Here is a 22,889-nt window from a genome sequence, read left to right on the forward strand (position 1 = left end):
TATTTATGAAAATCAAAAAACTTTCACAAGAATCCTGTGATCAATTGTTCCGCAGGCTAAAAGATGAGTATGACAATGTTAAAGAGGATTATCATAAGCATCCCAGAAATTTTGAATCACTTATAAACAGACTTGGATTGGAAAAGATAAAGTCTGGTGAATATTCACTTGATGATGACTTATTTATTCGGGAGGGATTTGAAAGTGACGGATTACGCTTGAATCTCAAGACTGACGGGAAGGGTTCTTATGATTTTGAAAATGCCAGAATAATCTACACTGCCTTTGAAGGCCTCACACCATTTGAGGCAAATGATGAACGTCTCTGGACGCGTATGACACATGAGTTTTGCCATAAATATGTGGTGGACCGATGGATGAAAGATACGACTATAAGTTTTGGAAAAATTAATGACCGGTTTTTTTATCGTGGAAATTCCCAGGCTATCAGAGCAAGAAATGGTGTTGCACGTTTGTGGTGGATCGCCCACCTTACTGTTCAGAAAGCTGAATCGGATCCGGACAGGAAATGGATGCATACAAAGGCCATGTGCGAATCACAAGATTTTATAACTTCCATTTTGGAGCGTACCATGGGAACGTATGAAAATGTTCGGTTCGCAATACTTGAAACCTATGCTGAAAACCGTGATTCGTTTGGATATAATACCAGTAAAACAATACAGGTGCTTTTGAGAGATTTAAATAACCTGGGAGGAGTTTCCTTACTTTCAATGATTCCCAAAGAAGAAATTAAAAAGAATATAGAAAGTCTTCTGAATTCGTATAATGAAAAAGATGTCCTTGTCTCTGAAGGTTAAACTACAAATTTTTACTCTTTGGACCTCCCTATTTTCCTGTTTTAATATTAGGTTATAGGTCATGTATAAACATTCTTATTTCTGTCAAAAAATTCAAATAATAGACGTTTGTAGTGAACCAATTAAACAGATTGAACACCTCGGATTTCGTTTATGAAATCAGATAAGGTTAGTAAATCAGGTCGGTGTTTGACTGGAAAGCTTTTTTTATATTCCTTAGGGACAACCAATTTCACACCGTATTTTTTCATTTGATCAAGCTGATTTTCGGATATGCCCTGTTGCAGGGTAAATAAATGTTTGACCGGAATTCTGTCGGCTTCATTAAGAACCTGACGCCACCTGTCCTTGCATGTGGTCTTGCATGCAAGCATCTTAAGTTTAGAGGTATTAAAATTTATATTCTGGTAGGCATCTCCTCCGGGAAATATAAAATCCGGCTTCTCATTGTTTTCAGTAATTACCTGGGTTTCGAATTCCAGATTGGAGACCTTAAATATTTTCTCTAAGTGATGTTCAAGGGATTTACCGGCGCGGCTCTTTCGTCTGTTCAGGATTGAATTAGCAATAATTACAAGCTCTTCAACAGATGAAAATGGCTTCTTAATAAGATGAGAATATCTATCGTTTTCTATTAGTTTGAAAAGATCATATTCGGCTTCAAGCCAGTTAATAACAATTCTGTCCGGATTATTCTTAATCTTATCTCCATTTAACCCAAAAGTATTTACATAGCAATTTCTGGCGGCATCTGCCAGTTCGAAGGTATTAGGAAAATCAACATTTAAATTTCTTATATAATCTATGAAGCAATTCTCGAGTCCAAACAAATCCGTAAATACTCCTTGTTTTGGAATAATCGCATTGGTCTCATTAGAAGAAATATTAAAAGCCTCAAAAAAATTTTCAATTTCCTCATCTGATGAGAGAACAAAGGCCTCATAATAGTCTTCTTCAATCTTAGATAGAATCAGCAAATCTCCAACATTATCTGGCCCAAGAAAAGGAAATCCCTTGCCAAATCTCGTTATCCTGTATTCATTCCGTGTCTTTACTCCATAGTAAATAAACCTGCTGTCAGTCTCAAATTCATTCTGCCAATTTATGGTCACAAATCGATCTTTATTGCTCCCTTTCTCTCCTGGTTTATCAAATAAAAGATTCCATGCACCCTTATGTATATGAAATCCATATTGATGGCTGCCTGTATCCCCAACATCATTTGCTGTAATGAACTTACTGAATGCCAGTTTTGATTTTTGTACAGAATTTATAGCTCGGGTGAGTATTTCCATGAATTTTATGCAATGTTGATTTACTCCTAAAATCTACATAATTAATCTTGTATGTTGATTGGATTTACTAATATTTACACTATGGATGTTCACGATAAGTTAACACGTTCATATAACATGAGCAAAATCGGCTCAAAGGACTCAAAGCCCGAAATGATCGTTCGGAAATTTCTTCATGGCCATGGTTTTCGCTATCGTCTTCATAAAAAAGAACTTCCGGGAAACCCTGATCTTGTTTTTAAAAAATATAAGACCGTGTTATTCGTTCACGGTTGCTTCTGGCATGCACATCAGGACTGCAAATATTTTAAACTACCCGATACAAGAAAAGAATGGTGGGAGGTAAAATTACGGTCAAATAAGGAGAGGGATATAAAAAATAAAAAAGCCCTAAGTGATCAGGGCTGGAGTGTCATTACCGTCTGGGAATGTGAACTTAAACCTGGTTTTCGCGAGGAACGCCTGAATCAATTAATAAGTGAGTTGAAAAGATCAGGCCGTAAATCTGTGTTCTGAATCTTCTACAATTGGCTCGTTCACCTCAGTCTCACGCATATTTTCTGATGTAATAAGATTATTCTTCATGTGTTCTATAACCCGACCGGCCACAGCTTCTACCACAGGAACAGCTACTGAATTACCAAACTGACGATACAGCTGGGTGTCAGACACACCCGTACCTTTTATTTTAAAGTTTTCAGGAAAACCCATAAGCCTTCTGCACTCTTCCGGGGTAAGTCTTCTTGGGTTCTTTTTGTTGCCCTGAGAAACAAGAATCTCTGATCCGTCTTTATGATAGCGTGCACTAAGCGTCCTAGTAACCCCATATGGATCTGCCATGCCAAATCCAAAACCGTTTCCTTTCTTCCGATGCTTCTCGGCATATGCCTTCAGGTAACCCCATAGTTTATCAGACAGGGTATATTTTTTATCCACCACTGGTGACAAGACATCCGAATCAATGAGCTGGACCGGATCACTATCCTGTTCCGGGAATGAAAATTTCACATCCGCGCTGACCGTATTCCTGTCAAAGCCAACAATGAATATTCTTTCCCTGTGCTGAGGCACATAGTATTTGGCATCAAGAATATCCGCTGAAACCTGATAATTAAGTTTATCGAGCGTTTCCAATATAACGGCAAATGTTCTGCCTTTATCATGAGACCTCAGGTTTTTTACATTTTCAAGAATAAATGCTTTAGGCCTCTTTTCCTTAATAATTCTTGCAATATCAAAAAACAAAGTGCCCTGAGTTTCATCCAGGAATCCGTGGTTACGGCCCAAACTATTTTTTTTAGATACTCCTGCTAAACTGAAAGGTTGACAGGGAAAACCGGCTAGCAGGATTTCATGATCAGGGATTGACTCCTCATCAATTTTAGTAATATCTCCGAAAGGAAGTTCTCCATAATTGGCCAGATATGTCTTCTTTGAATATCGGTCCCATTCTGATGAAAAAACAGACTTACCGCCATGTTTTTGCATGGCAAGACGAAAACCTCCTATTCCTGCAAACAGGTCTATAAAGGTGAAATCTGAATTTTGCCGAGAGGGAAAAGAAGGTTGAAATTTATGGTTTTTCAGATATTCATCTATAATAAGTTTTATATGATCGGTGTCTAACTCCTCCTTGTACCCAATTTCTTCTGCAACATCGCGAACAAATTCATATGAGTTTTCGCGGTAGATAATTTGAGCTTTATCATTCAAATCATTTGTATAGTGGGTGAAAGCAGCAGCACCATCAGCATACTTATCCTTAAGAATATGATCATTGAGTTTCTCAGCTATTTTTAGGATATCCATGATAGAGCAGGCCAATTTTTATTCACGACAATATATTAAGAGTTAAAAAATAATATGACTTCAGTAGATTTTTTTGTCATTATTTTACTAACATATAACTCATCATGAATTTGTAATTCAGAATTAAAATTTTTAATTAATTCCTATATTAAATGACTTATAATAAAAATTTTAAATCATATTGGAATCAAGTTTTGCTCTAAAAGACTTAATTAAGGATGTAGTTTCGGAGTTTGCACGGATAAAAAATGAAGATTTTATAATCACCAACTCGGTTCCTGTTCTTTGGTTTGGTAATTACAAGAGATATCTTAAGTCTGAAAGAAAAATTGTTACCGTTGCATTAAATCCATCTTTAGCAGAATTCATTCCAACAAGTTATTCCGTGGCTTCTCCGGGGTATCGCTTTCCTTCGTACCGGGGAACAGTTTCGAGTCTGATTAACTCATATAACGAATATTTCAGGCAAAACCCTTACAAAAAATGGTTCAACCCAAGTTTTGAAAGAATATTAAACTCATTTAATGCTTCCTTTTATAATGGTGTTAATACTGCATTACACACAGACATTGGTAGTCCCTTTGCAACTGATCCCACGTGGTCAAAGTTATCCGAGTTAAATCGAAGTAAACTGGAAAGTTTTGGGGTCAGAACATGGCATAAACTTATTCAAATATTAGCTCCGGAGATTGTTCTTTACTCAGCTTCCAGCGGTTTTGAAAATAAAATCAAATTTCCAGAGTTAAATTCTTGGGAACAATTGGATTTAAATGGTCGAAAACCTTTGTTGAGAAGTAGTTTCTCCTTAGGATCTGATAAAGTAACTCATGTTCTGTTCCAGGTGCAGGGAAGAAAGCCATTTGGACAGATGTCAAATGAGGAACGAGATAAGATAAGTAAATATTTACCAAAACAATGATTTAGTGACAATACAGTAAAATCAAATTAATTACTATTAATATATTATATGTAGCTCAATGAAACTCTATTATGACATTGAACGTTATTATCCCTACTTGTGCATAAGTGATGCTTCAGAGGAGGCTTTGAAAGAGGTTGTAAACCGTCTTAGAAGTAATGACCTCGAACCAATTAAATTCTACACTAATCCCAAGCATCCCGCCTCAGATGGTAATTATTACACAACATTATTCAGACTTCCTTTTGCTGATGAAAAGAAACTTATCAAACCTCCAAAGGATTTGCTTCGTAAAATTTTCCAGGAATCTGAAAAAGTCAGCCCTCCAGAACCCCAGGAAAAGGAATCGAAAGAAGTAAGTAATGGGTTTAATGATCTTTTGACTGCGGAGAAAAGATATTTGGAGGAAATAAGGGAAATACTGAATAATCAGAGAAATGTTCTGGAAAAAGACAAAGAATATTTTAAAGAGCAACTTTCTTCATTAGAAAATTTGATGACCAGAACACAGGAAGAATCAAATAAAATGTTGAAACATTTCTCTACGATAAGCAAGAATTTATCGGTGGATATATCCGGCCTGATAAATAAGAAAAACTTAAATTATGAAGAGCTGAATGAATTGAATCTGAAACTTTCTGAAAAGGAGAGGGTTATAAATGAAAGTGAAAACTCAATCCAGCGTCTCCAGGAAGATCTGGAAAAGCAAAAAGAGTATTATAAAGAACGCATTGAAGAAGTAGAAAGAAAATCCCGGGAAGAGCTGACAGAAGCCAAAAGAGAGTATCAGAAAAATATTCAGATAATTAATGCCAAAAACCTTGATTTACCCGAGTCAACTACTAAATCGACCCCGGATGAGCTAATTAAAGAACTGAATTTATATGTTCTTGGTCACAGTTCACTTACCCGTGCCGATATCAGAAAAATATTTCAAAATGTGTTTGAAGAAAAATTAAATGTTCAGCTGCCAAAGAGCAATATCCACGTTGCTGCAACGAATTACGAAAAGATTAAAAGTATTCCGGTGCTGAATCATATTAAAGGGAATAAATACGATTATCTAATTTTTGGTCCAAGACCACATTCTTCAAAAGGTTGGGATATAAAACAAAGTCCGGTAACAATAAGGAAAAATTTGAAGTTGACGGGAAAATTTATTGTCGAAAACGACAAACCACTCAGCAAGAGTTTTTTTGAAAGCAAAGCGAATGATATTTTATCTCAATGGATTGAAGAAAACAAAGAATATTTTGATTAGAGGGAAAAATATGGATTGGTACTTTATTTGAGACCAGAAACGGATTTGCATTTAATATGTTTTAATTATTCTGACACGTATTTCTATTTTACCTGATTAGTGTATGAGAACATAGAATATTACACTTCAGGGATTTGGGTTTAAAATTATATACATTATGTCAAAGGAAGCTTGGTTTATTAATGAATCTGAATTAGATGATTTTCAGATTCCTATAATCCAAAAGAAAATTAATAATTCTTTTGTAGTCAAAGGATGTGCCGGGTCCGGAAAGACTGTCCTGGCTTTATGGAAGGCTCGAGAAATAGAGGATACAGAAATAGGAAGTTATTACTTTATAGTCTATACTAAAGCACTCAGACAATTCATTAATGACGGAGTTGATGAGGTTGGTTTAGAGCACAGTCGTGTTGTTCATTATTATAAATGGAAACATAATCTTTCCAAGGCCGGAGCAGATTACATAATTATAGATGAAGTTCAGGATTTCAGTAAAGATGAATTACTGGAAATGCAGCGGGCAGCTAATAAGGCTTTCATTTTGTTTGGTGATTCTGCCCAACAAATTTATTCGGGACTTAAAGATAATTTAATGACAATGGAGCAGGTTGCGTTTCACACTCAACTACCTATGGAGAATTTGGTGCGAAACCATCGTTTGAAAAAAAAGATTGCACGCGTAGCACAGTATTTAAATACTGATGGAGATAACATCGAAAGCAGATGTACCCAAGAGGGACAAAACAAGCCTTTATTAATCAAAACCGATTCTCAGGATGATCAGCTTGAAAAAATAATGGAAATAATTGATTCGGAAGGGTATACGGATGTAGGTATTTTGTTTCCTGATAATAAACATGTTAAATATGCAGATAAGTTTTTTAGCAACAAACAGTTTCGAGTTGAATCCAAGTATGATATTTCCTGGCCAGACAATACAAAGTTTAATTTGAATTTTCATAGTGATAATCCTAAGCTAATGACTTATCACAGTGCCAAGGGACTTCAATTTGAAGCAGTGTTTATACCCTATTGTTCTTCAGATAATATTACATTAAAACAGAAAAAGCCATTGTACGTGGCGATGACAAGAACCTATCAGGATCTTATTGTGCTTTTTTCAGGATTATTGCCCCCTTTTCTTCAAGAGATTCCAGACAATTTATTTCAAAAAAATGAGGAGCCCATGGGTTATTCTCAGACTCCTGAGGAAGAAGATGATTTACCCTTTTAAACTATTGCTATGGAATCTTACTTCTTTATACCAACAAATAGCCTGAATTTTAACAACATTCTGGCTTCCGAATCAATATCACCAAGAGCCTTTTATGAGAAGCGGGGGTTTGGATTTAAAAGATCAGAGTCGGTTGAGGCAAACCCTTTTCTTAATTCTCTCCTGGCATATTCCAAAATACCCGAATTTGAAATATACGGAACTGAGCGTGAAGAATTTCCATTGTATATAGGAATTCCAAAGAAATATATAGAAGAGAATTCAGTTTTTAAATTTGGTGATCTTGTACTATACAGGATTCCAAAGGTGGTTTACATAAACTGGATTGAATGCTTTTTTGTTGTCAATACCCTCGAAGAGAGGAAAAAGCTTATTGCAGGAACGAAACGGAGCCTGGAGGTAAAGAACAGTAATGAATATCAAAACAGGATTTATCTTCTTGGAGAAACTCAAATTGACAAAATAAAGTGGAGCGAATCTATCATTAATAATATCCAAGATATAAGCACCTTTCCATATGATGAATTAGAACGAGAGAGAAATAATAATAGAATAAAGGGGTTAGTTTATGGTTATGCGGCCGGATGGATCAGGGAAACATCTCCAGAATTAATCGAGAGTAAAAATTATTTTCGGGAATTCATAAATACATTTTCAGTTCTCATTAACGAATTCTCTCAATTTAGTCATGGTAAGATAAATAAATTACCTCATGATTCCGAGAGAAATATACAGCGGGAGATAAATGAACTAAGAGGTCTTCAGCAGAAAATTAAAACACTTCTTTCCACCATTGAGAACAATAGTTTAGAGAATGAAATCAGTGAATCTTTCAGTTTAAATGATGTAGAAATCCAATTCATAAAGGAACATAGTTATAAGGAAGGAGGAATCAGCCTTTATCAACTAGTTGAAAATTTTTTAAAGACCAAGCATCCGGAAGTACTCTCTATTAGTGATTTGCTGGACATTTTAAATTCTTTTGCCACCGAATTTTTAAATCAACCAAGTCAATATAAACTAAACCAGCTAAAAGAACGTCTGAATACCGATAAAACGATGATTCAGAAAAAATTTAATGAAATTGAAAATCAGCACGCAAGAGAGAATGTTTATGACGAAATTCCTTTTAAGGCTTCTGATTTTCAAGAAAGTCTGGAATTCAATTTTTCTGATCTAAACAAAATTGAAAACGATTACCTGAATGTCATTCTCTGCGAACTAATCCAATATGTGGAAATTTCCAGTTCAGATGAAATATCACAAAATCTAAAGTCAATATTGACGAAAATTGGCAAGACTGTTAAAACAATTGAGAATCATGGAGAAGATGACCATCGTTACTTGCAGAATTTGTATAAAGGAATTACAACCGTAGGCTTACCATTCAAAATAAGTGAAACGGATAAAATATCACTACAAGCATTAGCGTTTGTCCTTTCCAGGCATTCTGACATTGAGAAACTCCATGATTACATGGTTAAAAATAAATTTTTCAATTTCCGTTATGCATATATGATTTGGGGGATTTTATACGGATATGCCAATCTTTCAAAAGTGCAGCTGGCCCCAATTGCTGCAAATCTTGATTTACCGACGACATTAGCAGAGTTTTCAGCATCCCTTTCCGGACAGTCTTCCTTATCATCAGTCAAAATAGATAAATACCTGAACTCTGAGGATGTTTCTGAGAGACCTCTTAAAACCGTGAACTGGGATTATTCTGATACACCGGGCTCTGAAAAACAAAAAGCTCAAAGTCAAATTTCTTTTAAAGATGCTAAAGAGGAGATAAAATCAGAAAATAGTTTTGAATCCTTAATTCAATCAGAGTTTCAAGATCATCCAGATTGGTTAGATGTTATTATGGAATCTTATGAAAAAGCCAGTAATGATAACACGGTAATTTTTGTTGATAACGATACAATAGTAAGTAATTTCCAGAATCATCTATTGAAAGAAAAAAGTAACAAGGCCAGTGAACGTCTTAAAGGATTTGGAAACAAAAAAATTGAGGCGGCTACAAAAACATTAGAAATCTTCTTATCCAGAAAGACGGACAGTTAGTTGTTCAAAAAAAGATCTTAATTTTTTTCTATAACAAATGAGATATAACTTATTTAATTAGTTCAACAATAATTGAACAGTTAAGTCATACAAAATACTTGCTTTAATTTTTCCCGATAATATCCGGTATTGTCCGAAGAGGATTATTTGAAGATCTTAAATCCTCTTTATTGCACTTGATTTCTCATTTGATCGAAATAAAATCTCAACATAACGAACTGTTTTGACAGAGCTGCAAAAAGTTTGTATTCTAGCGTCATAATTACATCAGGAACGCTTTAGGCGTACCAACCGAGCACAAAAGCCACGGTGGTTCAGAATGTGGACAGTCAGTCAAAACAAATGATCTCTACACTATTTACATTCTGATCATGATGCATCAAACCTCAAAAAAGATGTGTTATGAAATATCTGTTTATTTCTCGTCCAGGCGACCCTGAGAGTTTTAAAGAGTACTTTAAAAAGTTTGAATTACTATCTAACGACTCTTTGTTGGCTCAATATAACAGAGAAGTCCAGATTGGTATTGTAGGTGTACATGCGCAAGCCTTAAAGCTCCTCGCATTGCGTAAAATATTTCTGAAACGGTTTGGAAAAAGTCCTGTTCTTCTGAAAGACGATATGATCAGTCTAACCGGAAAGCATAATGTTTTTCCGGATCCATAATCAAATAAATGGTCAGCAAAAACCCTGATTACGCCTTTTAAACATTTTATAAAAAAAGAGTGGGTATTAACTGTGCGGATACTCTGTACCATTACCCAAGATCTTATTTTGAACCTAAAAGTAACTGAACATGTATTTTAATTCACTGAGCAAAATAGTATTACAACAATTTATTGATGAAGGGGAAGAAGTCTTGAAGATTGAATACACAGGAGACTTTCTGCAATATTCGGCCCCCATGTGTGCCTGGATTTATTTGTACCAAGGCAACTACGCTATAACATCTGAATGGGGCGATCACTGCGGGCCTATTAGCAGTTTGGAAGAAGCCCTGCAATGGAGCCCTTTTGCTATGAACATCGACACTTTTGTTCTCACATCAACAATCCTGGATCAGGATGAACTTAATGACATAGAAAATGAGCTTTTACTACGTATGCAGGAAATGGCCCATAAATATCCGGACCTGATCCCGGGTATTGACCAAAATAGATTATCGGGACTTCTGTCAGAGGATTACAATAGCCCATTCTATGCGATCTGCTCCGACCTCAGATCGTTCTTAGAACCGAGGTCCGTTTATGCCGGAGGTCCCCTTGAAAGCATTGTGAGGCACACCCGGGCACAGAATTACCACAAGATCTTGATGACATACGGCATTGATACGATTCAAGTGCTCATGGCGTATTTCCTGAAAAAGGAAGCTTATCTCATCTGCCGGGATATAGACCAAACCATTCAGGAGCACAACAGACTTACGCATAATAATCTGAGTGCTTTTAATGAAAACCTCTTGGCGTAGCCGATAAAGAATCAACCCTAATTAATCAGTTAAATATTACTTAAGATGAAAATACCGAAAACAAACATCATGAAATATCAAAAGACCTTATTAAATGTAGCTGCCCTTTTGTTTTTTTTGACCTGGAATGGCTTTGGTCAGGCTACTTATCACGTAGGGAAAACCGAATACTACTATGGCCAATACTATTCAACTACCGGAAAGCCTAAGGTTAAGAGGAGCCAGGCCAATAAACAGGCATTTTTGAAAAAGCTCGGGTACTCAAAAGCACCGGATGACTATGAAGTGGACCACATTATACCCCTTTCGAAGGGAGGTAGTGATTCCCCTTACAACATGCAGTTGTTACCGGTTCGCCTGCACCGGCTCAAGACCGCCAGGGAAAGAAGCTCTTATAGCTCCTCAACGTATAGAAGAACCCCGGACAATACGAATTATAATTCGAACTATACGCCTTCTCATGGCTATAGTACTTATAATACAAATACGTATGTTCCTCCGACCCCTTCTTTAGAGATGCCCAGCATAAGGCCGGCTCCGCTGCCGTCGCTACCCATTGAAACATATAGTCCGGTGTATACACAGCCTTCTTATAAAGTCCCCGGGATATCCTCCGGCAGAACATTATATACAGGATCCAGGGGGGGCACTTATTACATCAATTCCAAAGGCAACAAGACATATGTCAGGAACTAATAATCATCTCATTTAAAACCGAAATCCAAAATCAAATTAACATGAAAAACAGAGTAGTCAAAACCGAAAAAAATATCCTTTCCGATTATTTCACTAAGGAAAGCACCAAAACCTTTCTGCATGAAATGGACATAGCATTAAGATCATTGTCTTATGGTGAAGTCCTGAGAGTAGTACTCAATTATAATATCCTGAAACTAGTTGAAGTAAAAGAATTTCTTAGTGCTTATGCGGAGATGTTACGTAGTTGGCAAAAACCCTACGAGGGAACCATAATTGTCGGGGAAATTATAACCAGAGCCAGTAAATGTATTGCCTGTGTTTATGGAAAGGATATGACCGTTTATGAGTTTCAATATAAACACTCCAGGGCGAAGGAGCCTTACAATTATATAGTTTATGGCTACAATTTTGGAATGTTATACGACATCCAAGACGGGATTTTAAATGATCTGAGAATTTGTAACGCTTTTTTGAGCAAATCTGAAATGCAAAATTTAAGCAAATAGTTAATCAAAAAAATTATACCAGTGGATTTAAACGAGATATTCAAAAGTACAAAGACTACTTTACCTTTAATGTTGTCTGAACTTGTAGAAACCCAATGCTCCATAAAAGCAATGCTTACGGTTATTTTAGCAGAATTAGCAGATAATGACCCGGTAAGGGAACAAAGACTAGTAGATGATTGTAATAAATGCAGGGAAAAAGAGCTATTGCGTGTTGTTGCTATATTCGCTTCCTGGGACAACAAAAACTAAACTCAAACAAATGAAAATATATGAAGCAGAAACTTACGCCGACTTTAGGATATTCCTTAAAGCTAATCTCTCTTATCCTATGCCCCCAGATGGGATAATGGACAGAATCATTATGTATATAGAACGTCACAATTTTTTGCAAACTCTTTATACATATCGTATTGACCCCCTGCAGATTCTGAGGAATACTTTTTGGAGACAGAGGGTTACAAAAGGTGCCGAGCAGTTTATGCAACTCTGGGAAAGCATAAAAAAGCCACTGGGGAGAGTTTTAATTTATTCCAGGAATGAATAGAATAGATAAGATTCATGTGATAGTAAGTTTAGATGGATGTTCAGGGTTCGGATTTGAAGATTTCTCCGCAGAACTTAATACGAAAATATTGTACCAAGTACTTATAGAAGTATCAGAGGAATTAAATCATCCCATTCAAGAAAAATGGTATGATATGGCCAAAGGATATTTTGATGATGAATAAAAAAGAAGATGTAGTGTATTTGTTTCCTGGAACATTGATGAGCAGGAATCAATTCAAGTTAAATAAATTTAAGTTATGATGATTAGTCTGTTTATAGTAGAGATGATTTTAGGAGGAATAATCATTGCAATATGTAATGCTCTTTTTATGATTGTTGCGGGGATTTTATTGAGGCCATTTTTTTGGTTGGATGAAAAAGTAAAAAAAAGAAAGTAAGATAAGAAGTATAAAATTTGAAGATCTGCCAGGTTCAATGGAATTATTCCTTGAAAAATTAGGTTGTCCAGAGGATGAATACAAACATATAAAAGAAAACCTACAGCCCAAGGAGCCTGTAGAACCCCTTACAAGGGAAAAAACAGCCGAGTTCCTATAAATTTCTCTGACAACTTTGTGGGATATAGTCCTATTACACTCATTTTATATGCTCTACCTCCGCTACACTTATACTGCCATTGCCAGAGCTAAAAAAGACTTAGTCATGTTCTAAGGACATCAGATCAAATGAAATATCAAAAACTAATGCCCGTTTTATAAGTGAGCTAGAACGTCAATTTAATCAGAGTTAGATGAGAGGATTATCAAAATCACAATTACAATTTTTAAAAAAGCAGGGTATTGAAGTCAGTCAAACATTTGACGCTAAGGGTCTGAAAAAGTCTGAATATAGACCGCGGATGAAAGCTACTGGAAAAATTATAGCCTATAATGTATCCCCCTGCAATAAAGCTGGGCATACTTTAAGAACAAGAGCAGGTCATTGCGCCCAATGCAACACGGCTCACATAGCATTTCAAAAGCGTAATGATAAACCAGGAATTGTTTATATAGCCGGTACCAGAGAAGGTAAACTTGTCAAAGTTGGATATACCAAAGGAGTACATATTCGATCTGAATCCTTGAATAGAACAAAATACGGAGGTTTCTCCGATTGGGAAATCCTATATGCAATTAGTTGCGTAAAAGCTGGAGAAATCGAAATAAAAGCAAAATCTAGCTTAAAAGCATTTTCTGCTAGTATGGTTTATGACCACGATGGAAAAGATCAGAAAACAGATGAAATCTATCGATGTTCCTTCGATTATATCAAGAATAATTTAAGGCAAGTAATCGGAAATGGAAAATATAAAGTTGATGTCTTAGTTGAGAGAAAAGGTAATAATTATCAATTTCCAACGGCACAAATGAAATCTCGAAGAATTCATAAACTATCTAAAGGTTAAACAAAAACGATTAAGCCCCCAAAAAGCAGAATCATATTCAAAGGAATTCTAAATTAATTTATTTAAGCACAAAATTTCACCTAACCGCTACTATGAAAATTCGAGAAAATCAAATTTTATACTCTCCTTCAGATCTTGCAAATCATATTAGTTGTAGGCATTTAACCGAGCTTAATAAAAAAGAAGTCAGAGGTGATATAGATCCGCCTGAGATTTATAATAACCCAAGCTTGACCCGGCTTATTGACAGAGGTATAGCCTTTGAACAAGAATATCTTAACCAACTCAAATCACAAGGCCTTAGTGTTATGGAAATTGAGTACGGAGAAATCGATGCTGAGAAGAAAACAATGGACGCCATTGCTAATGGTTATGATATAATTTATCAGGCTCGATTGAAATCCAAGAAATGGTCAGGTTGGGCAGATTTCTTAATAAAGGTAGAAAAGCCGAGTGATCTAGGGGATTGGTCTTATCAAGTTTGGGATACTAAACTAGCAACAAATACCAGAGCTAGCACAATTCTTCAGGTAGGTCTTTATACGCAACGGTTGTCAGAGATTCAGGGAATTGATCCGGAATTTATGGGAGTCATAAAACCCAATGGGGAAGAAATCTTTCGTTATCATGATTTTGCAGCATATATAAGGCTTGTTCAGCAAAGTTTGGAAGGTTCATTGCTGGTCGATTCTGAGACATATCCCGATCCGGTATCTCATTGCGAAATATGCAAATGGTGGAAGAAATGTAATGCTCAGCGCCGGAACGATGATCATTTAACATTTGTAGCAGGCATGGGGAAACCCCAAATGGTAGAGTTAGGTAAAAACAATCTAAATACTTTAGCCAAATTAGCTTCAATGCCAAATCCTCTGCCGATTAGCCCTGAAAATGGTAGTCTGGCTACATTTAATAAACTTCGTAACCAGGCAAAAATTCAATATGAAAGTCGTGAAAAAGGGTTTAAACCTTTACATGATTTTCTGCCAATTGAAGAGGGAAGGGGGTTTTACAATCTTCCTGAACCTAATGAACATGATGTTTATTTGGATTTAGAAGGTGCGCGTATGGTGGAGCCAAACGGATTGGAATATTTAATTGGTTATATATACGAAGGAGATTACACCTCCCTTTGGGCAACAAATGAAGAGCAGGAACTTGCCAATTTTGAGAAGTTTATTGATTGGATACATGAGTTAAAAGGAAGTCATCCTAAGATGCATATATACCACTATGCACCTTACGAACCCAGCGCATTTAAGCGCATCATGGGTAAATATGCTTCACGAGAAAACGAGGTAGATGAGTTACTCAGGTCCAAGTCATTTGTTGATTTGTATAGAATTCTACGTCAATCCCTTATTGCAAGTGTGGAACGTTATTCTTTGAAAGATCTGGAGAAGTTTTTTGGGTATGAGCGTAAAATGGATCTAAGGAAAGTATCAATTCCCAAAACAAGCTTTGAATATTTATTAGAAATAAAACGAGAAGGAGAAGCATCGGAATTTGATTTGTGGATAATAGAGCAGTACAACAAAGATGATTGCCATGCTCTAATTGAATTACAAAAGTGGTTGGAGAGCTTAAGAAATGAACTAATTGAACAAGGGCTAGAAATTACCCGGCCTGAGCTCGCAGAAGGAATTGCTAGTGACAAAATCACCGAACACCAGGAACGGATTGAGCCCCTTTTCATTAACCTAATGCAAAACATGCCAATTTCTGAACAGGATCGATCTGCGGTTGAGCAAGGAAGATATATCCTAGCGCATTTTTTAGATTGGTATAGACGGGAGGAAAAAGCATTATGGTGGGAATATTTTCGACTTATTGAGCTCGATCCAGAGGAACTGCTGGATGAAAGAAAGGCAATAAGCTTTCTGAGTTATTCGGGGAAGAGTTATCAGGAGAAACGTAGCCGGGTTGATGTATACACTTTCCCTCCGCAAGAAGTTGACATAAAGGAGGAAGCCATTAAAAATACAGATGGTGAAAGCGTAGGAACCATACACTCCGTGGATAAGGATAATGGAATATTGGAAATAAAGAAGGGTCCAAAATTTCAGCAGCTGGATCATCCTTCTGGTTTAATTCAATTACAAAGGATAAATCCCACAGAGAAAGAGGAAAGTATTATTCGCTTAGCTCAATGGGTCGCGGAGAATTCTATTGATTCCAAGGATCATCAATATTTATTGGGGCGTAATTTACTTCTAAGAAATGCTCCCCATATTCATGTTCAAGAATCAAATCAAAATAACATTGACTTCGCCATAGAAATAATCAAAGGCCTAAATGGGGATTATCTTGCCATTCAAGGGCCGCCTGGTTCGGGGAAAAGCTATACGGGAAGTCATTTGATCCTGGAGTTAGTAAAAAAAGGGAAGAAAATAGGTGTAACCGCAATGAGCCACAAGGTAATAACCAATCTTGTGGCTAAGACAAATGAACTGGCAATATCAGAGGATATTCAATTGAATATTATTCAAAAGGGAGGGTCAGACGATACGGTACCTTGGGCAGTGTCCGATAACAATAATGATATTTCGGAAAATTTAAATGATTATCAGATCATTGCCGGCACTAGCTTTATGTGGGCTCGTGAAGAGTTCTATGAAAGTGTTGATTATATGGTTGTTGATGAGGCAGGGCAGTTAGCTTTAATCGATACAATTGCTTTATCGCAATGTGCTTCTAATATGATTCTTTTAGGAGACCCTAATCAGTTGCAGCAACCTCAACAAGGAGTTCATCCAGCAGGTACTCAAGTAAGCGCCTTGGAGCATATTCTCGATGGAAATCAAACTATCCAAATGGATCAAGGAATATTTTTAGAAACCACCTGGCGGATGCACCCGGCAATAAATGATATCGTTTCTGAGCTCTTTTATCAAAACCGCTTAATTACTGAACCTCATTTAGGAGAACAAAGCTTATCAGGTAATCTAAAATATAAGGTTGGATTGAGTCTTTTGGAGGTAGATCACGAAGGAAACTCATCCTCATCTTCTGAAGAGGTAAGGCTTATCACAGAATTAGTAAATCAATTGTGTAGCGGATCCATAGGTTATGTTTCTGTAGAGGAAAATGAAAAAACAATTTCCAAAGAAGACCTGAAGATTATCAGTCCATACAATGCTCAAGTAAATCTTCTAAAAAAAGAGATTCCTAATGTCGAAATTGGAACGGTGGATAAATTTCAAGGGCAAGAAGCTCCTATAGTAATTTATTCAGTTGCAAGTTCAAGCCCATTAGAGGCTCCTCGAGGCATGGAATTTCTATATAGCCCAAATCGTTTAAATGTTGCGATTTCCCGCGCCAAAGTACTTTTCATAATGGTAGCTAGCCCTAAAATATTTGAAGCTGATTGTAAGAGTCCAAGAGAAATGAAGTTGGCAAATGCCTATTGCAGATTTCGGGAGATGGCACATATTCTATAGAGATAGAATAAATGATTTTTATATGAGGGTATCCAGTTTCCGCTGATATTCACAATATGCACATTCTTCTGTATACCCTGGAATTTTATCTTGGTTCAACGTGTCATAAATATTACTCAGGGCATCCTGTAACCAGGAATCATCCCCAACATAGGGAATCAGGGAGACTTGAAATTCCATGCATTCATCAAAGGCAGATTTATCCCTTATCCCATTACAATAAACAAAATAGCTAGTATTTGAAACCTCAAATCCATTTTGGCGGAGCAAAAATTGATAAATTTCAATTTGCCTTTTGTAGCTGAACTGCCAATCCGCATCAAGCGTGATCTCAGCACTTTTACTAGTTGCCTTGTATTCTACTACAATTAATTCACCCGTCTTGGTATCCTGCCAAATATCATCCACGGCTCCGTGCAAGTGAAAGTTATGATTCATATCAATATAACTAACACCTTTAAAGTTCTCACGCCAGTCATCTAATTTTTCGTGCTGAAAAGGAACTGCGTTCAGGCCAAGCCGAATCATATAAGGATGAGGTTCTTGTATAGCCCTATAGCGATCAAATTCGTTTTTCAGCAAATTGTCCACTGCTGAATTTATGGTGAAAGGTGGCCCTGAAGGTTGCCCAATCTTCAAACGCCGATCCAGATAGAAACATCTTGGACACTTTATAAAATTCTCAATCTTAGATCTACTAATTTTATAGGGTCTTTCGTTTCCAATGATATATTTTCCTTGGTAAGGTTTCAAACTCATATCAGTCAAATTTGATGTTTACAAATCTTGGCCAACTTTCGGGGGTTCCAGATCTGAAAAAGTTAAATAAATTACGTTCTAATGTGGATATATCTATACCTAATTCATCTGCTGCCAGCTTCATATTTGTCCAATAATGCCTTAAATCTTTGAACCTGTTGGTAGTAAGTGGAACTAGTTTTCGATCCTTTTTATTTATTGAGAATCTACCCATCACATTTAAGGCCATTATATTGTCATAGATGGGCAGAACCATGTGAGAGCCTCCATAATACTGCCATAGGTTCACATGTTTTGTGGCGAATGAAATATTAAATTGATCCGTGGCTGAAATGAGCGTTTCAAGACTGTTCATAATACAATCCAATGTTTCCTCTGGATCATTTTCTTCAGAATCAATGATGATGGAACGTATAAAGTCCCTGTATGCATCCACATTTAAAATTGTGTTTTGAAAGTAAAACTGTCGGGCACTTTTTCCACCCCACAGCTGAATCAAATGAAAGATTTTTTCCAACTGATCATCTGTCAATGATTCAACATCATTGTTTTGTATTTCTTCTTGAATCAACCGGATTACCTCATTCGGCCCAAACTGATAACCAACATTTTGTCTTACTTCATCAATGAGAATGGCATAACCATTTGCTTCCATATTAGTCGCCATAGCCTGAACAGAACCATCGCCTCCAACAATCAAGGGCAATTCAGTATCCCAATTCAAATCAGGTATTGCAAATTCACCTCTTTTAAGAGAGGAAATCATAGGGTCATTTAATGTATATATCATGTTTTCTTTTTTTATTATTGAACCGGTTTTACTCTCTACGCAGCCCTCTAAAACAATCTACCTCTTCAATAGGTTGCCCCAGCAATTTAAAATTTGATATTTCAAGGGGAGGCACCCTGAGCAATTTTGAAGATCCCTGGTTTTGGAAATAATAAGCTCTTAATCTTATTAGTAATTTACCTAGTACATTATCTCCCACAACCAGATTTTCATTCTCCTTAGATCTCACGGTACCCCAAAATCGATCCTTGTGACTAACCTCCACAATAGGCTTGCTTCCCGACCTTCTTAAAAGGGCCCCCATTGCAACGGGATGGTGGGCCATCTTAACCCGTAAACACCACCACATGATATCTTCTTTGACTTCTTCAAAATCATTACGGGTATGGGTGTTCCGATACTTTTTAGATTTCATCTTTGCCGTCATAGGACTCGGATGGCCCATGATCTCTCTCTGAATCTCCGGATAATCTGGGAAGCGGCAGGCTTGATACAAGGCCTCCGAGGTGTGAAACAGGTGCCCATTGACATTCATAGGGAAGATCTTTCCCTTCATATTGGACAATCCTCCATACTCTGTGTCTGTTTTTTGAAACCAGACTACTTCATTTAAATTATACTCCATACAATTACCAATAATCTTCATCCTTTAATTCTTCTTTAAACTTCTTATAATCAAATATCCAGGAAGCATCCTCTTTATAATAACGAGTTTCCTCCAGAATATTTTGAATGAGCATCTTCAAACTACTGGCTATAACTACCGCCATCCAGGATTGACTTTTCTGAATTCTCAGGAGATGTATGGCACCCACTACCGTTTCTTCATACCCATTCGGAAGAATATCATACTCTTTATACTGATCCCAATCTTCTGTGGATTCCACATATTCCAAAAACTTATCATATCCAACAGTACCTTCTACCACACTTCTATTTAAATCAAATTCCCTTCGAATAAAATTGGCCACACACAAATCCCAAAAAATACTTCGCATAGCAATACCTCCTAAAACACCTAAGCACAATTCTTTATACCCATGAATCAACGTTCTCACCTTCTTCTCCCAATATGGAATATCCATATTAAATATCTCCTCAACTGCTCCCCCATCAACCATAAAAATCCCGGTAGAACGAAGAATCAAATAATCACTATATTTTTTTCCTTCTTTTAATACACCATCGATATAATTAGACTTCAAATACCTATCAAACAAATTCCCATTCTCATCAATCCCCCTCATCTTCTTAATCACCAATTCATGAATAGAATCTTGATACTCATACTTATTAAACTCTAAACTATTTCTCATATAAGTGGATTTTAGTCTTGCAAACCTACGGGCGAGGTTAGACATTAAATGTCCACCTGAAATTCGATTTCAGAGAAAGGCTATTCTAAAGTTTAAGAGTAAGGGCTTAGTGGTTAATGCAGGCCTTCAATAAAAGGATAGTTGATCTGCAGAAAGGGATTTTGGGCGATTGTAACACCTTCAGCTTCTGTTAAGATCTTCCCTGTCAGGGGAATCCCATTGCTGTAATTTACCACACCATACGCGTTTTCTGAAAGTTCCATAATGGTCCCTTTTGGGATCGATATAGGCGTATGGGGATGGTTTTCTGTATCGACGTCTTTGATGATCCTGAACCGTTCCGGGAAATCCTGGTAGATGGTTATTTGGTAACCATCAATTTCAATCCAGAGTTGAAAGTGTACCCGTAGGAGGTATACTATTTGCTCAAAGTCTGTACTTTCTACTTCAAAACGGAGTGATTCATTATTGGGAGATAGCGTAGAAAAGTACTTATCATATAAATCATTGATGCGGGCATCAGAGATGGAAAAGGGGTTTTTTCGTTTTCGAGTGAAGCCCTTTCTCAGATCTTTAGGCTTAGAGATTTCAGTAAGAAAAAAGGTGAATGGGAATTGCATTACAAATGTATTTGGATGGTACAGGAAAGCCTACTGTTTTGGTTGTTCTACACATTCCAATTAAGTAAGTCAAGAGGCAATCTGTTAGAAATTTCGTTCCAATCGAAATCATTTATGAGGCTTTTCTGTCTCCACTTATATAAATCTGATAGACCGCTGTAACTGGACGCTAATGCAAGTTTCAACAACAATTTAGATGTTGCTTCTTCAGGTAGCCCCTGAAATAAATGATCCATAATATCTTGAGGGAGGTTTATGTTGTTCCCTCCAACCAGATAATGTAAATGGTTCTCTGCCTGTGCTGCTTCATTTCTATTGTCAAAAACAATTATATATCTACTAAAAGGTCCACCACCGTAAAGATGATAAAGCCTAACAAGCATTGATTTAAAATTATGTAGCGTGGTATTATTCGAGTTATCAAAAATTATTCTTGCTCTGTTTCGCTTTCCAAGTCCTAAAACGATCGGAGTATCATCCAACACAAGAATGTATACCATGTAATTGTTTTCAGGAATTTCATCCAAACTATTGGGTGAGATAATTTGTCCGGGATAAAAATTTTCTAAGGTTTGTTCTAATGGCATCGTATTTAGTCTTTAATTACTTTGTCAAGTTTCTTATTAAACGTTGAGGGATTAAATAACATTAAATCACCCATTCCACATTTTCATTGCTGAAATGTTCATGTAATGCTTCATCTTCAAATACCATCAGAAATCTCCATTCATGAAAGATATTCTTAGCCCATTCAAAAACAATAAACCCTCCTTTAAGAATCAATTCATTTTTATTCAAGAGTAGATTTCGAGTATTCATAGAATAGATATCATTACCAGATTGCACAACTAACTCTTCTCCATCAAACGGGCCGTTGATGTAATATGAAATACCATCTTGCACCGGAAAATTGGGATAGAAAAAATCGAATGAAACAACTAAGCCTTTCTGGGTATTTTTCAGTTTTATAGTCACTTCATACCGCTGCTTAGTAAAGACTTGGTACTGAATATATTCTTCTCCATAATCCTCATCAACGAATACTCCTTGTGGGAGGTCTACAACTTTATCTAAAGGTCCCTCCGTTGTAGATTTATATTCCAGAAACATTTTCCCAGTGATTTCCATACACTCTTTTTTATAGATAGTGGTTTTCAATAAATCCCTTGACAAAAGTCACCACGAGAATGGGCCAGAGTACAACTGTGGTAATTTTTGTGGTGAGACACCACTCAGCCTCTTCTACCTCTAAAATATCATCTAACCGAAATATTACTTTCAGCCATAACATTCCAAGACTTATATAAAGAACAATCCCAAGCATAATTTCCATAATAACCTGTTTTAAATTTTGTTCCAATCATATGATAAGGCAGTACATAAGCGCATAATCATAGTTTGATATCATTCATTTATTAAGTATTCGATCACAGCCTCCCATCCGGAGTACTTATCACTCCCGAAATGAATCCACTCACCCGTAAACTCTTGAGCCCCGTTAAATCTTCGATCATCAATTAGATAATCTCCAATGAGCAACTGTTTATGATGGGATAGAATCAAACGTTTTCGAATCTTTTTGGTTTCAAAATGCTTGTCTATCCATAATCTCTTGTGCATCCATGCCTCTGGGTTGTCCCAGGGGGCGGTAGAAAGAAAATACACATCAAAGTGATCCGTATCTAATAATGTATTCACAGCTTCAATAGCCCCATCAATGGGAGGAAGATTTTCATAGAGCCCCGGAAGCCTATCAGGCCTTCCTATAAATGGGGTCTGTCCTGATAGTGGGTGACTCTCCTTACCTTTTTCAAAATCAGCAATAACTCCATCCAAATCGATGTAAATAATTTTAGCCATATTATTCGTTTTTGTGCGTTGCAAACATAATCGCCAGGTTAGACAACAAGTGTCTAATAAAATGAAATTTC

25 protein-coding genes and 1 riboswitch are annotated in these 22,889 nt (G+C 36.5%); of the genes, 14 read left to right on the forward strand and 11 right to left on the reverse strand.

What is annotated here, in order from left to right; all coding sequences use genetic code 11:
- The first annotated feature begins 5 nt into the window (after positions 1 to 5).
- Positions 6 to 821, forward strand: a complete 816-nt coding sequence (locus QU605_RS02015; RefSeq protein ID WP_289723585.1) for a DUF6339 family protein — start codon at positions 6 to 8, stop codon at positions 819 to 821.
- A 122-nt stretch (positions 822 to 943) separates the two neighbouring features.
- Here the strand turns inward: QU605_RS02015 and QU605_RS02020 are convergent, their stop codons facing one another.
- Positions 944 to 2,116, reverse strand: a complete 1,173-nt coding sequence (locus tag QU605_RS02020; RefSeq protein WP_289723586.1) for a type II restriction endonuclease — start codon at positions 2,114 to 2,116, stop codon at positions 944 to 946.
- An 81-nt stretch (positions 2,117 to 2,197) separates the two neighbouring features.
- Between QU605_RS02020 and QU605_RS02025 the strand changes: the two genes are divergently transcribed.
- Positions 2,198 to 2,632, forward strand: coding sequence for a very short patch repair endonuclease (locus tag QU605_RS02025; RefSeq protein ID WP_289723587.1), 435 nt, complete (start codon positions 2,198 to 2,200; stop codon positions 2,630 to 2,632).
- On the opposite strand, the gene dcm is transcribed toward QU605_RS02025, so the two are convergent.
- Positions 2,609 to 3,925, reverse strand: coding sequence for a DNA (cytosine-5-)-methyltransferase (gene dcm / locus QU605_RS02030; RefSeq protein ID WP_289723588.1), 1,317 nt, complete (start codon positions 3,923 to 3,925; stop codon positions 2,609 to 2,611). The two genes, QU605_RS02025 and dcm, sit on opposite strands and share 24 nt — an antisense overlap.
- 181 nt (positions 3,926 to 4,106) lie before the next feature.
- Here dcm and QU605_RS02035 point away from each other — a divergent pair, with 181 nt between their 5' ends.
- The 12 genes from QU605_RS02035 to QU605_RS02090 all read left to right on the forward strand — a co-directional run bounded on the left by QU605_RS02035 (position 4,107) and on the right by QU605_RS02090 (position 17,473).
- Positions 4,107 to 4,844, forward strand: coding sequence for a hypothetical protein (locus tag QU605_RS02035; RefSeq protein ID WP_289723589.1), 738 nt, complete (start codon positions 4,107 to 4,109; stop codon positions 4,842 to 4,844).
- A 58-nt stretch (positions 4,845 to 4,902) separates the two neighbouring features.
- Positions 4,903 to 6,105 carry a coiled-coil domain-containing protein gene (locus tag QU605_RS02040; protein WP_289723590.1) on the forward strand — a complete coding sequence of 401 codons (1,203 nt, stop codon included), beginning with the start codon at positions 4,903 to 4,905 and terminating at the stop codon, positions 6,103 to 6,105.
- 157 nt (positions 6,106 to 6,262) lie between these two features.
- Complete coding sequence (locus QU605_RS02045; RefSeq protein ID WP_289723591.1) at positions 6,263 to 7,339, forward strand: 3'-5' exonuclease; 1,077 nt, start codon at positions 6,263 to 6,265, stop codon at positions 7,337 to 7,339.
- 9 nt (positions 7,340 to 7,348) lie between these two features.
- Positions 7,349 to 9,406, forward strand: coding sequence for a hypothetical protein (locus tag QU605_RS02050; RefSeq protein ID WP_289723592.1), 2,058 nt, complete (start codon positions 7,349 to 7,351; stop codon positions 9,404 to 9,406).
- 259 nt (positions 9,407 to 9,665) lie between these two features.
- Positions 9,666 to 9,758, forward strand: a riboswitch (SAM-I-IV-variant riboswitch).
- A 50-nt stretch (positions 9,759 to 9,808) separates the two neighbouring features.
- The gene (locus tag QU605_RS02055; RefSeq protein WP_289723593.1) at positions 9,809 to 10,072 is read left to right on the forward strand and encodes a hypothetical protein; all 264 of its coding nucleotides are present in this window, start codon (positions 9,809 to 9,811) and stop codon (positions 10,070 to 10,072) included.
- A gap of 130 nt (positions 10,073 to 10,202) precedes the next feature.
- Entirely contained in the window at positions 10,203 to 10,874 is a 672-nt protein-coding gene (locus QU605_RS02060) for a hypothetical protein (protein ID WP_289723594.1), read from the forward strand.
- 45 nt (positions 10,875 to 10,919) lie between these two features.
- Positions 10,920 to 11,570, forward strand: coding sequence for an HNH endonuclease (locus tag QU605_RS02065; RefSeq protein ID WP_289723595.1), 651 nt, complete (start codon positions 10,920 to 10,922; stop codon positions 11,568 to 11,570).
- A 41-nt stretch (positions 11,571 to 11,611) separates the two neighbouring features.
- Positions 11,612 to 12,079, forward strand: coding sequence for a hypothetical protein (locus QU605_RS02070; protein WP_289723596.1), 468 nt, complete (start codon positions 11,612 to 11,614; stop codon positions 12,077 to 12,079).
- 21 nt (positions 12,080 to 12,100) lie between these two features.
- Complete coding sequence (locus QU605_RS02075) at positions 12,101 to 12,331, forward strand: hypothetical protein (protein WP_289723597.1); 231 nt, start codon at positions 12,101 to 12,103, stop codon at positions 12,329 to 12,331.
- 287 nt (positions 12,332 to 12,618) lie between these two features.
- The gene (locus QU605_RS02080; protein WP_289723598.1) at positions 12,619 to 12,810 is read left to right on the forward strand and encodes a hypothetical protein; all 192 of its coding nucleotides are present in this window, start codon (positions 12,619 to 12,621) and stop codon (positions 12,808 to 12,810) included.
- 569 nt (positions 12,811 to 13,379) lie between these two features.
- The gene (locus tag QU605_RS02085) at positions 13,380 to 14,033 is read left to right on the forward strand and encodes a GIY-YIG nuclease family protein (RefSeq protein ID WP_289723599.1); all 654 of its coding nucleotides are present in this window, start codon (positions 13,380 to 13,382) and stop codon (positions 14,031 to 14,033) included.
- A 92-nt stretch (positions 14,034 to 14,125) separates the two neighbouring features.
- Positions 14,126 to 17,473 carry a TM0106 family RecB-like putative nuclease gene (locus tag QU605_RS02090; RefSeq protein WP_289723600.1) on the forward strand — a complete coding sequence of 1,116 codons (3,348 nt, stop codon included), beginning with the start codon at positions 14,126 to 14,128 and terminating at the stop codon, positions 17,471 to 17,473.
- A gap of 18 nt (positions 17,474 to 17,491) precedes the next feature.
- Here QU605_RS02090 and QU605_RS02095 read toward each other — a convergent pair whose 3' ends face one another.
- From QU605_RS02095 to QU605_RS02135, 9 genes are all read right to left on the reverse strand, one after another.
- On the reverse strand, positions 17,492 to 18,232 hold the full coding sequence (locus QU605_RS02095; protein ID WP_289723601.1) for a PD-(D/E)XK nuclease family protein: 741 nt from the start codon (positions 18,230 to 18,232) through the stop codon (positions 17,492 to 17,494).
- A gap of 1 nt (position 18,233) precedes the next feature.
- Entirely contained in the window at positions 18,234 to 19,022 is a 789-nt protein-coding gene (locus tag QU605_RS02100) for a hypothetical protein (protein ID WP_289723602.1), read from the reverse strand.
- A gap of 28 nt (positions 19,023 to 19,050) precedes the next feature.
- Positions 19,051 to 19,647, reverse strand: coding sequence for an NADAR family protein (locus QU605_RS02105; RefSeq protein ID WP_289723603.1), 597 nt, complete (start codon positions 19,645 to 19,647; stop codon positions 19,051 to 19,053).
- A gap of 4 nt (positions 19,648 to 19,651) precedes the next feature.
- On the reverse strand, positions 19,652 to 20,338 hold the full coding sequence (locus QU605_RS02110; protein WP_289723604.1) for a hypothetical protein: 687 nt from the start codon (positions 20,336 to 20,338) through the stop codon (positions 19,652 to 19,654).
- A gap of 113 nt (positions 20,339 to 20,451) precedes the next feature.
- The gene (locus tag QU605_RS02115; protein ID WP_289723605.1) at positions 20,452 to 20,958 is read right to left on the reverse strand and encodes a hypothetical protein; all 507 of its coding nucleotides are present in this window, start codon (positions 20,956 to 20,958) and stop codon (positions 20,452 to 20,454) included.
- 47 nt (positions 20,959 to 21,005) lie between these two features.
- The gene (locus QU605_RS02120; protein ID WP_289723606.1) at positions 21,006 to 21,545 is read right to left on the reverse strand and encodes a hypothetical protein; all 540 of its coding nucleotides are present in this window, start codon (positions 21,543 to 21,545) and stop codon (positions 21,006 to 21,008) included.
- 61 nt (positions 21,546 to 21,606) lie between these two features.
- Entirely contained in the window at positions 21,607 to 22,086 is a 480-nt protein-coding gene (locus QU605_RS02125) for a hypothetical protein (RefSeq protein ID WP_289723607.1), read from the reverse strand.
- A gap of 10 nt (positions 22,087 to 22,096) precedes the next feature.
- Positions 22,097 to 22,291 carry a hypothetical protein gene (locus QU605_RS02130; RefSeq protein WP_289723608.1) on the reverse strand — a complete coding sequence of 65 codons (195 nt, stop codon included), beginning with the start codon at positions 22,289 to 22,291 and terminating at the stop codon, positions 22,097 to 22,099.
- Positions 22,292 to 22,362: 71 nt separating this feature from the next.
- A complete protein-coding gene (locus tag QU605_RS02135) occupies positions 22,363 to 22,818 on the reverse strand; it encodes a 5' nucleotidase, NT5C type (RefSeq protein WP_289723609.1) in 456 nt (151 codons plus the stop codon).
- Positions 22,819 to 22,889: the final 71 nt, after the last annotated feature.

The sequence above is a fragment of the Robiginitalea aurantiaca genome (genome assembly GCF_030380815.1).
Lineage (GTDB): Bacteria > Bacteroidota > Bacteroidia > Flavobacteriales > Flavobacteriaceae > Robiginitalea > Robiginitalea aurantiaca.

What these genes read in the sequence shown, in the direction of transcription:
- QU605_RS02060 (WP_289723594.1), top strand. Translation starts at nt 10,203, where the DNA reads ATGTATTTTAATTCACTGAGCAAAATAGTATTACAACAATTTATTGAT.
- QU605_RS02070 (WP_289723596.1), top strand. Translation starts at nt 11,612, where the DNA reads ATGAAAAACAGAGTAGTCAAAACCGAAAAAAATATCCTTTCCGATTAT.
- QU605_RS02040 (WP_289723590.1), top strand. Translation starts at nt 4,903, where the DNA reads ATGAAACTCTATTATGACATTGAACGTTATTATCCCTACTTGTGCATA.
- dcm (WP_289723588.1), bottom strand. Translation starts at nt 3,925, where the DNA reads ATGGATATCCTAAAAATAGCTGAGAAACTCAATGATCATATTCTTAAG.
- QU605_RS02085 (WP_289723599.1), top strand. Translation starts at nt 13,380, where the DNA reads ATGAGAGGATTATCAAAATCACAATTACAATTTTTAAAAAAGCAGGGT.
- QU605_RS02015 (WP_289723585.1), top strand. Translation starts at nt 6, where the DNA reads ATGAAAATCAAAAAACTTTCACAAGAATCCTGTGATCAATTGTTCCGC.
- QU605_RS02050 (WP_289723592.1), top strand. Translation starts at nt 7,349, where the DNA reads ATGGAATCTTACTTCTTTATACCAACAAATAGCCTGAATTTTAACAAC.
- QU605_RS02020 (WP_289723586.1), bottom strand. Translation starts at nt 2,116, where the DNA reads ATGGAAATACTCACCCGAGCTATAAATTCTGTACAAAAATCAAAACTG.
- QU605_RS02115 (WP_289723605.1), bottom strand. Translation starts at nt 20,958, where the DNA reads ATGCAATTCCCATTCACCTTTTTTCTTACTGAAATCTCTAAGCCTAAA.
- QU605_RS02110 (WP_289723604.1), bottom strand. Translation starts at nt 20,338, where the DNA reads ATGAGAAATAGTTTAGAGTTTAATAAGTATGAGTATCAAGATTCTATT.
- QU605_RS02125 (WP_289723607.1), bottom strand. Translation starts at nt 22,086, where the DNA reads ATGGAAATCACTGGGAAAATGTTTCTGGAATATAAATCTACAACGGAG.
- QU605_RS02095 (WP_289723601.1), bottom strand. Translation starts at nt 18,232, where the DNA reads ATGAGTTTGAAACCTTACCAAGGAAAATATATCATTGGAAACGAAAGA.
- QU605_RS02025 (WP_289723587.1), top strand. Translation starts at nt 2,198, where the DNA reads ATGGATGTTCACGATAAGTTAACACGTTCATATAACATGAGCAAAATC.
- QU605_RS02045 (WP_289723591.1), top strand. Translation starts at nt 6,263, where the DNA reads ATGTCAAAGGAAGCTTGGTTTATTAATGAATCTGAATTAGATGATTTT.
- QU605_RS02055 (WP_289723593.1), top strand. Translation starts at nt 9,809, where the DNA reads ATGAAATATCTGTTTATTTCTCGTCCAGGCGACCCTGAGAGTTTTAAA.
- QU605_RS02090 (WP_289723600.1), top strand. Translation starts at nt 14,126, where the DNA reads ATGAAAATTCGAGAAAATCAAATTTTATACTCTCCTTCAGATCTTGCA.
- QU605_RS02080 (WP_289723598.1), top strand. Translation starts at nt 12,619, where the DNA reads ATGAATAGAATAGATAAGATTCATGTGATAGTAAGTTTAGATGGATGT.
- QU605_RS02120 (WP_289723606.1), bottom strand. Translation starts at nt 21,545, where the DNA reads ATGCCATTAGAACAAACCTTAGAAAATTTTTATCCCGGACAAATTATC.
- QU605_RS02130 (WP_289723608.1), bottom strand. Translation starts at nt 22,291, where the DNA reads ATGGAAATTATGCTTGGGATTGTTCTTTATATAAGTCTTGGAATGTTA.
- QU605_RS02065 (WP_289723595.1), top strand. Translation starts at nt 10,920, where the DNA reads ATGAAAATACCGAAAACAAACATCATGAAATATCAAAAGACCTTATTA.
- QU605_RS02100 (WP_289723602.1), bottom strand. Translation starts at nt 19,022, where the DNA reads ATGATATATACATTAAATGACCCTATGATTTCCTCTCTTAAAAGAGGT.
- QU605_RS02105 (WP_289723603.1), bottom strand. Translation starts at nt 19,647, where the DNA reads ATGGAGTATAATTTAAATGAAGTAGTCTGGTTTCAAAAAACAGACACA.
- QU605_RS02135 (WP_289723609.1), bottom strand. Translation starts at nt 22,818, where the DNA reads ATGGCTAAAATTATTTACATCGATTTGGATGGAGTTATTGCTGATTTT.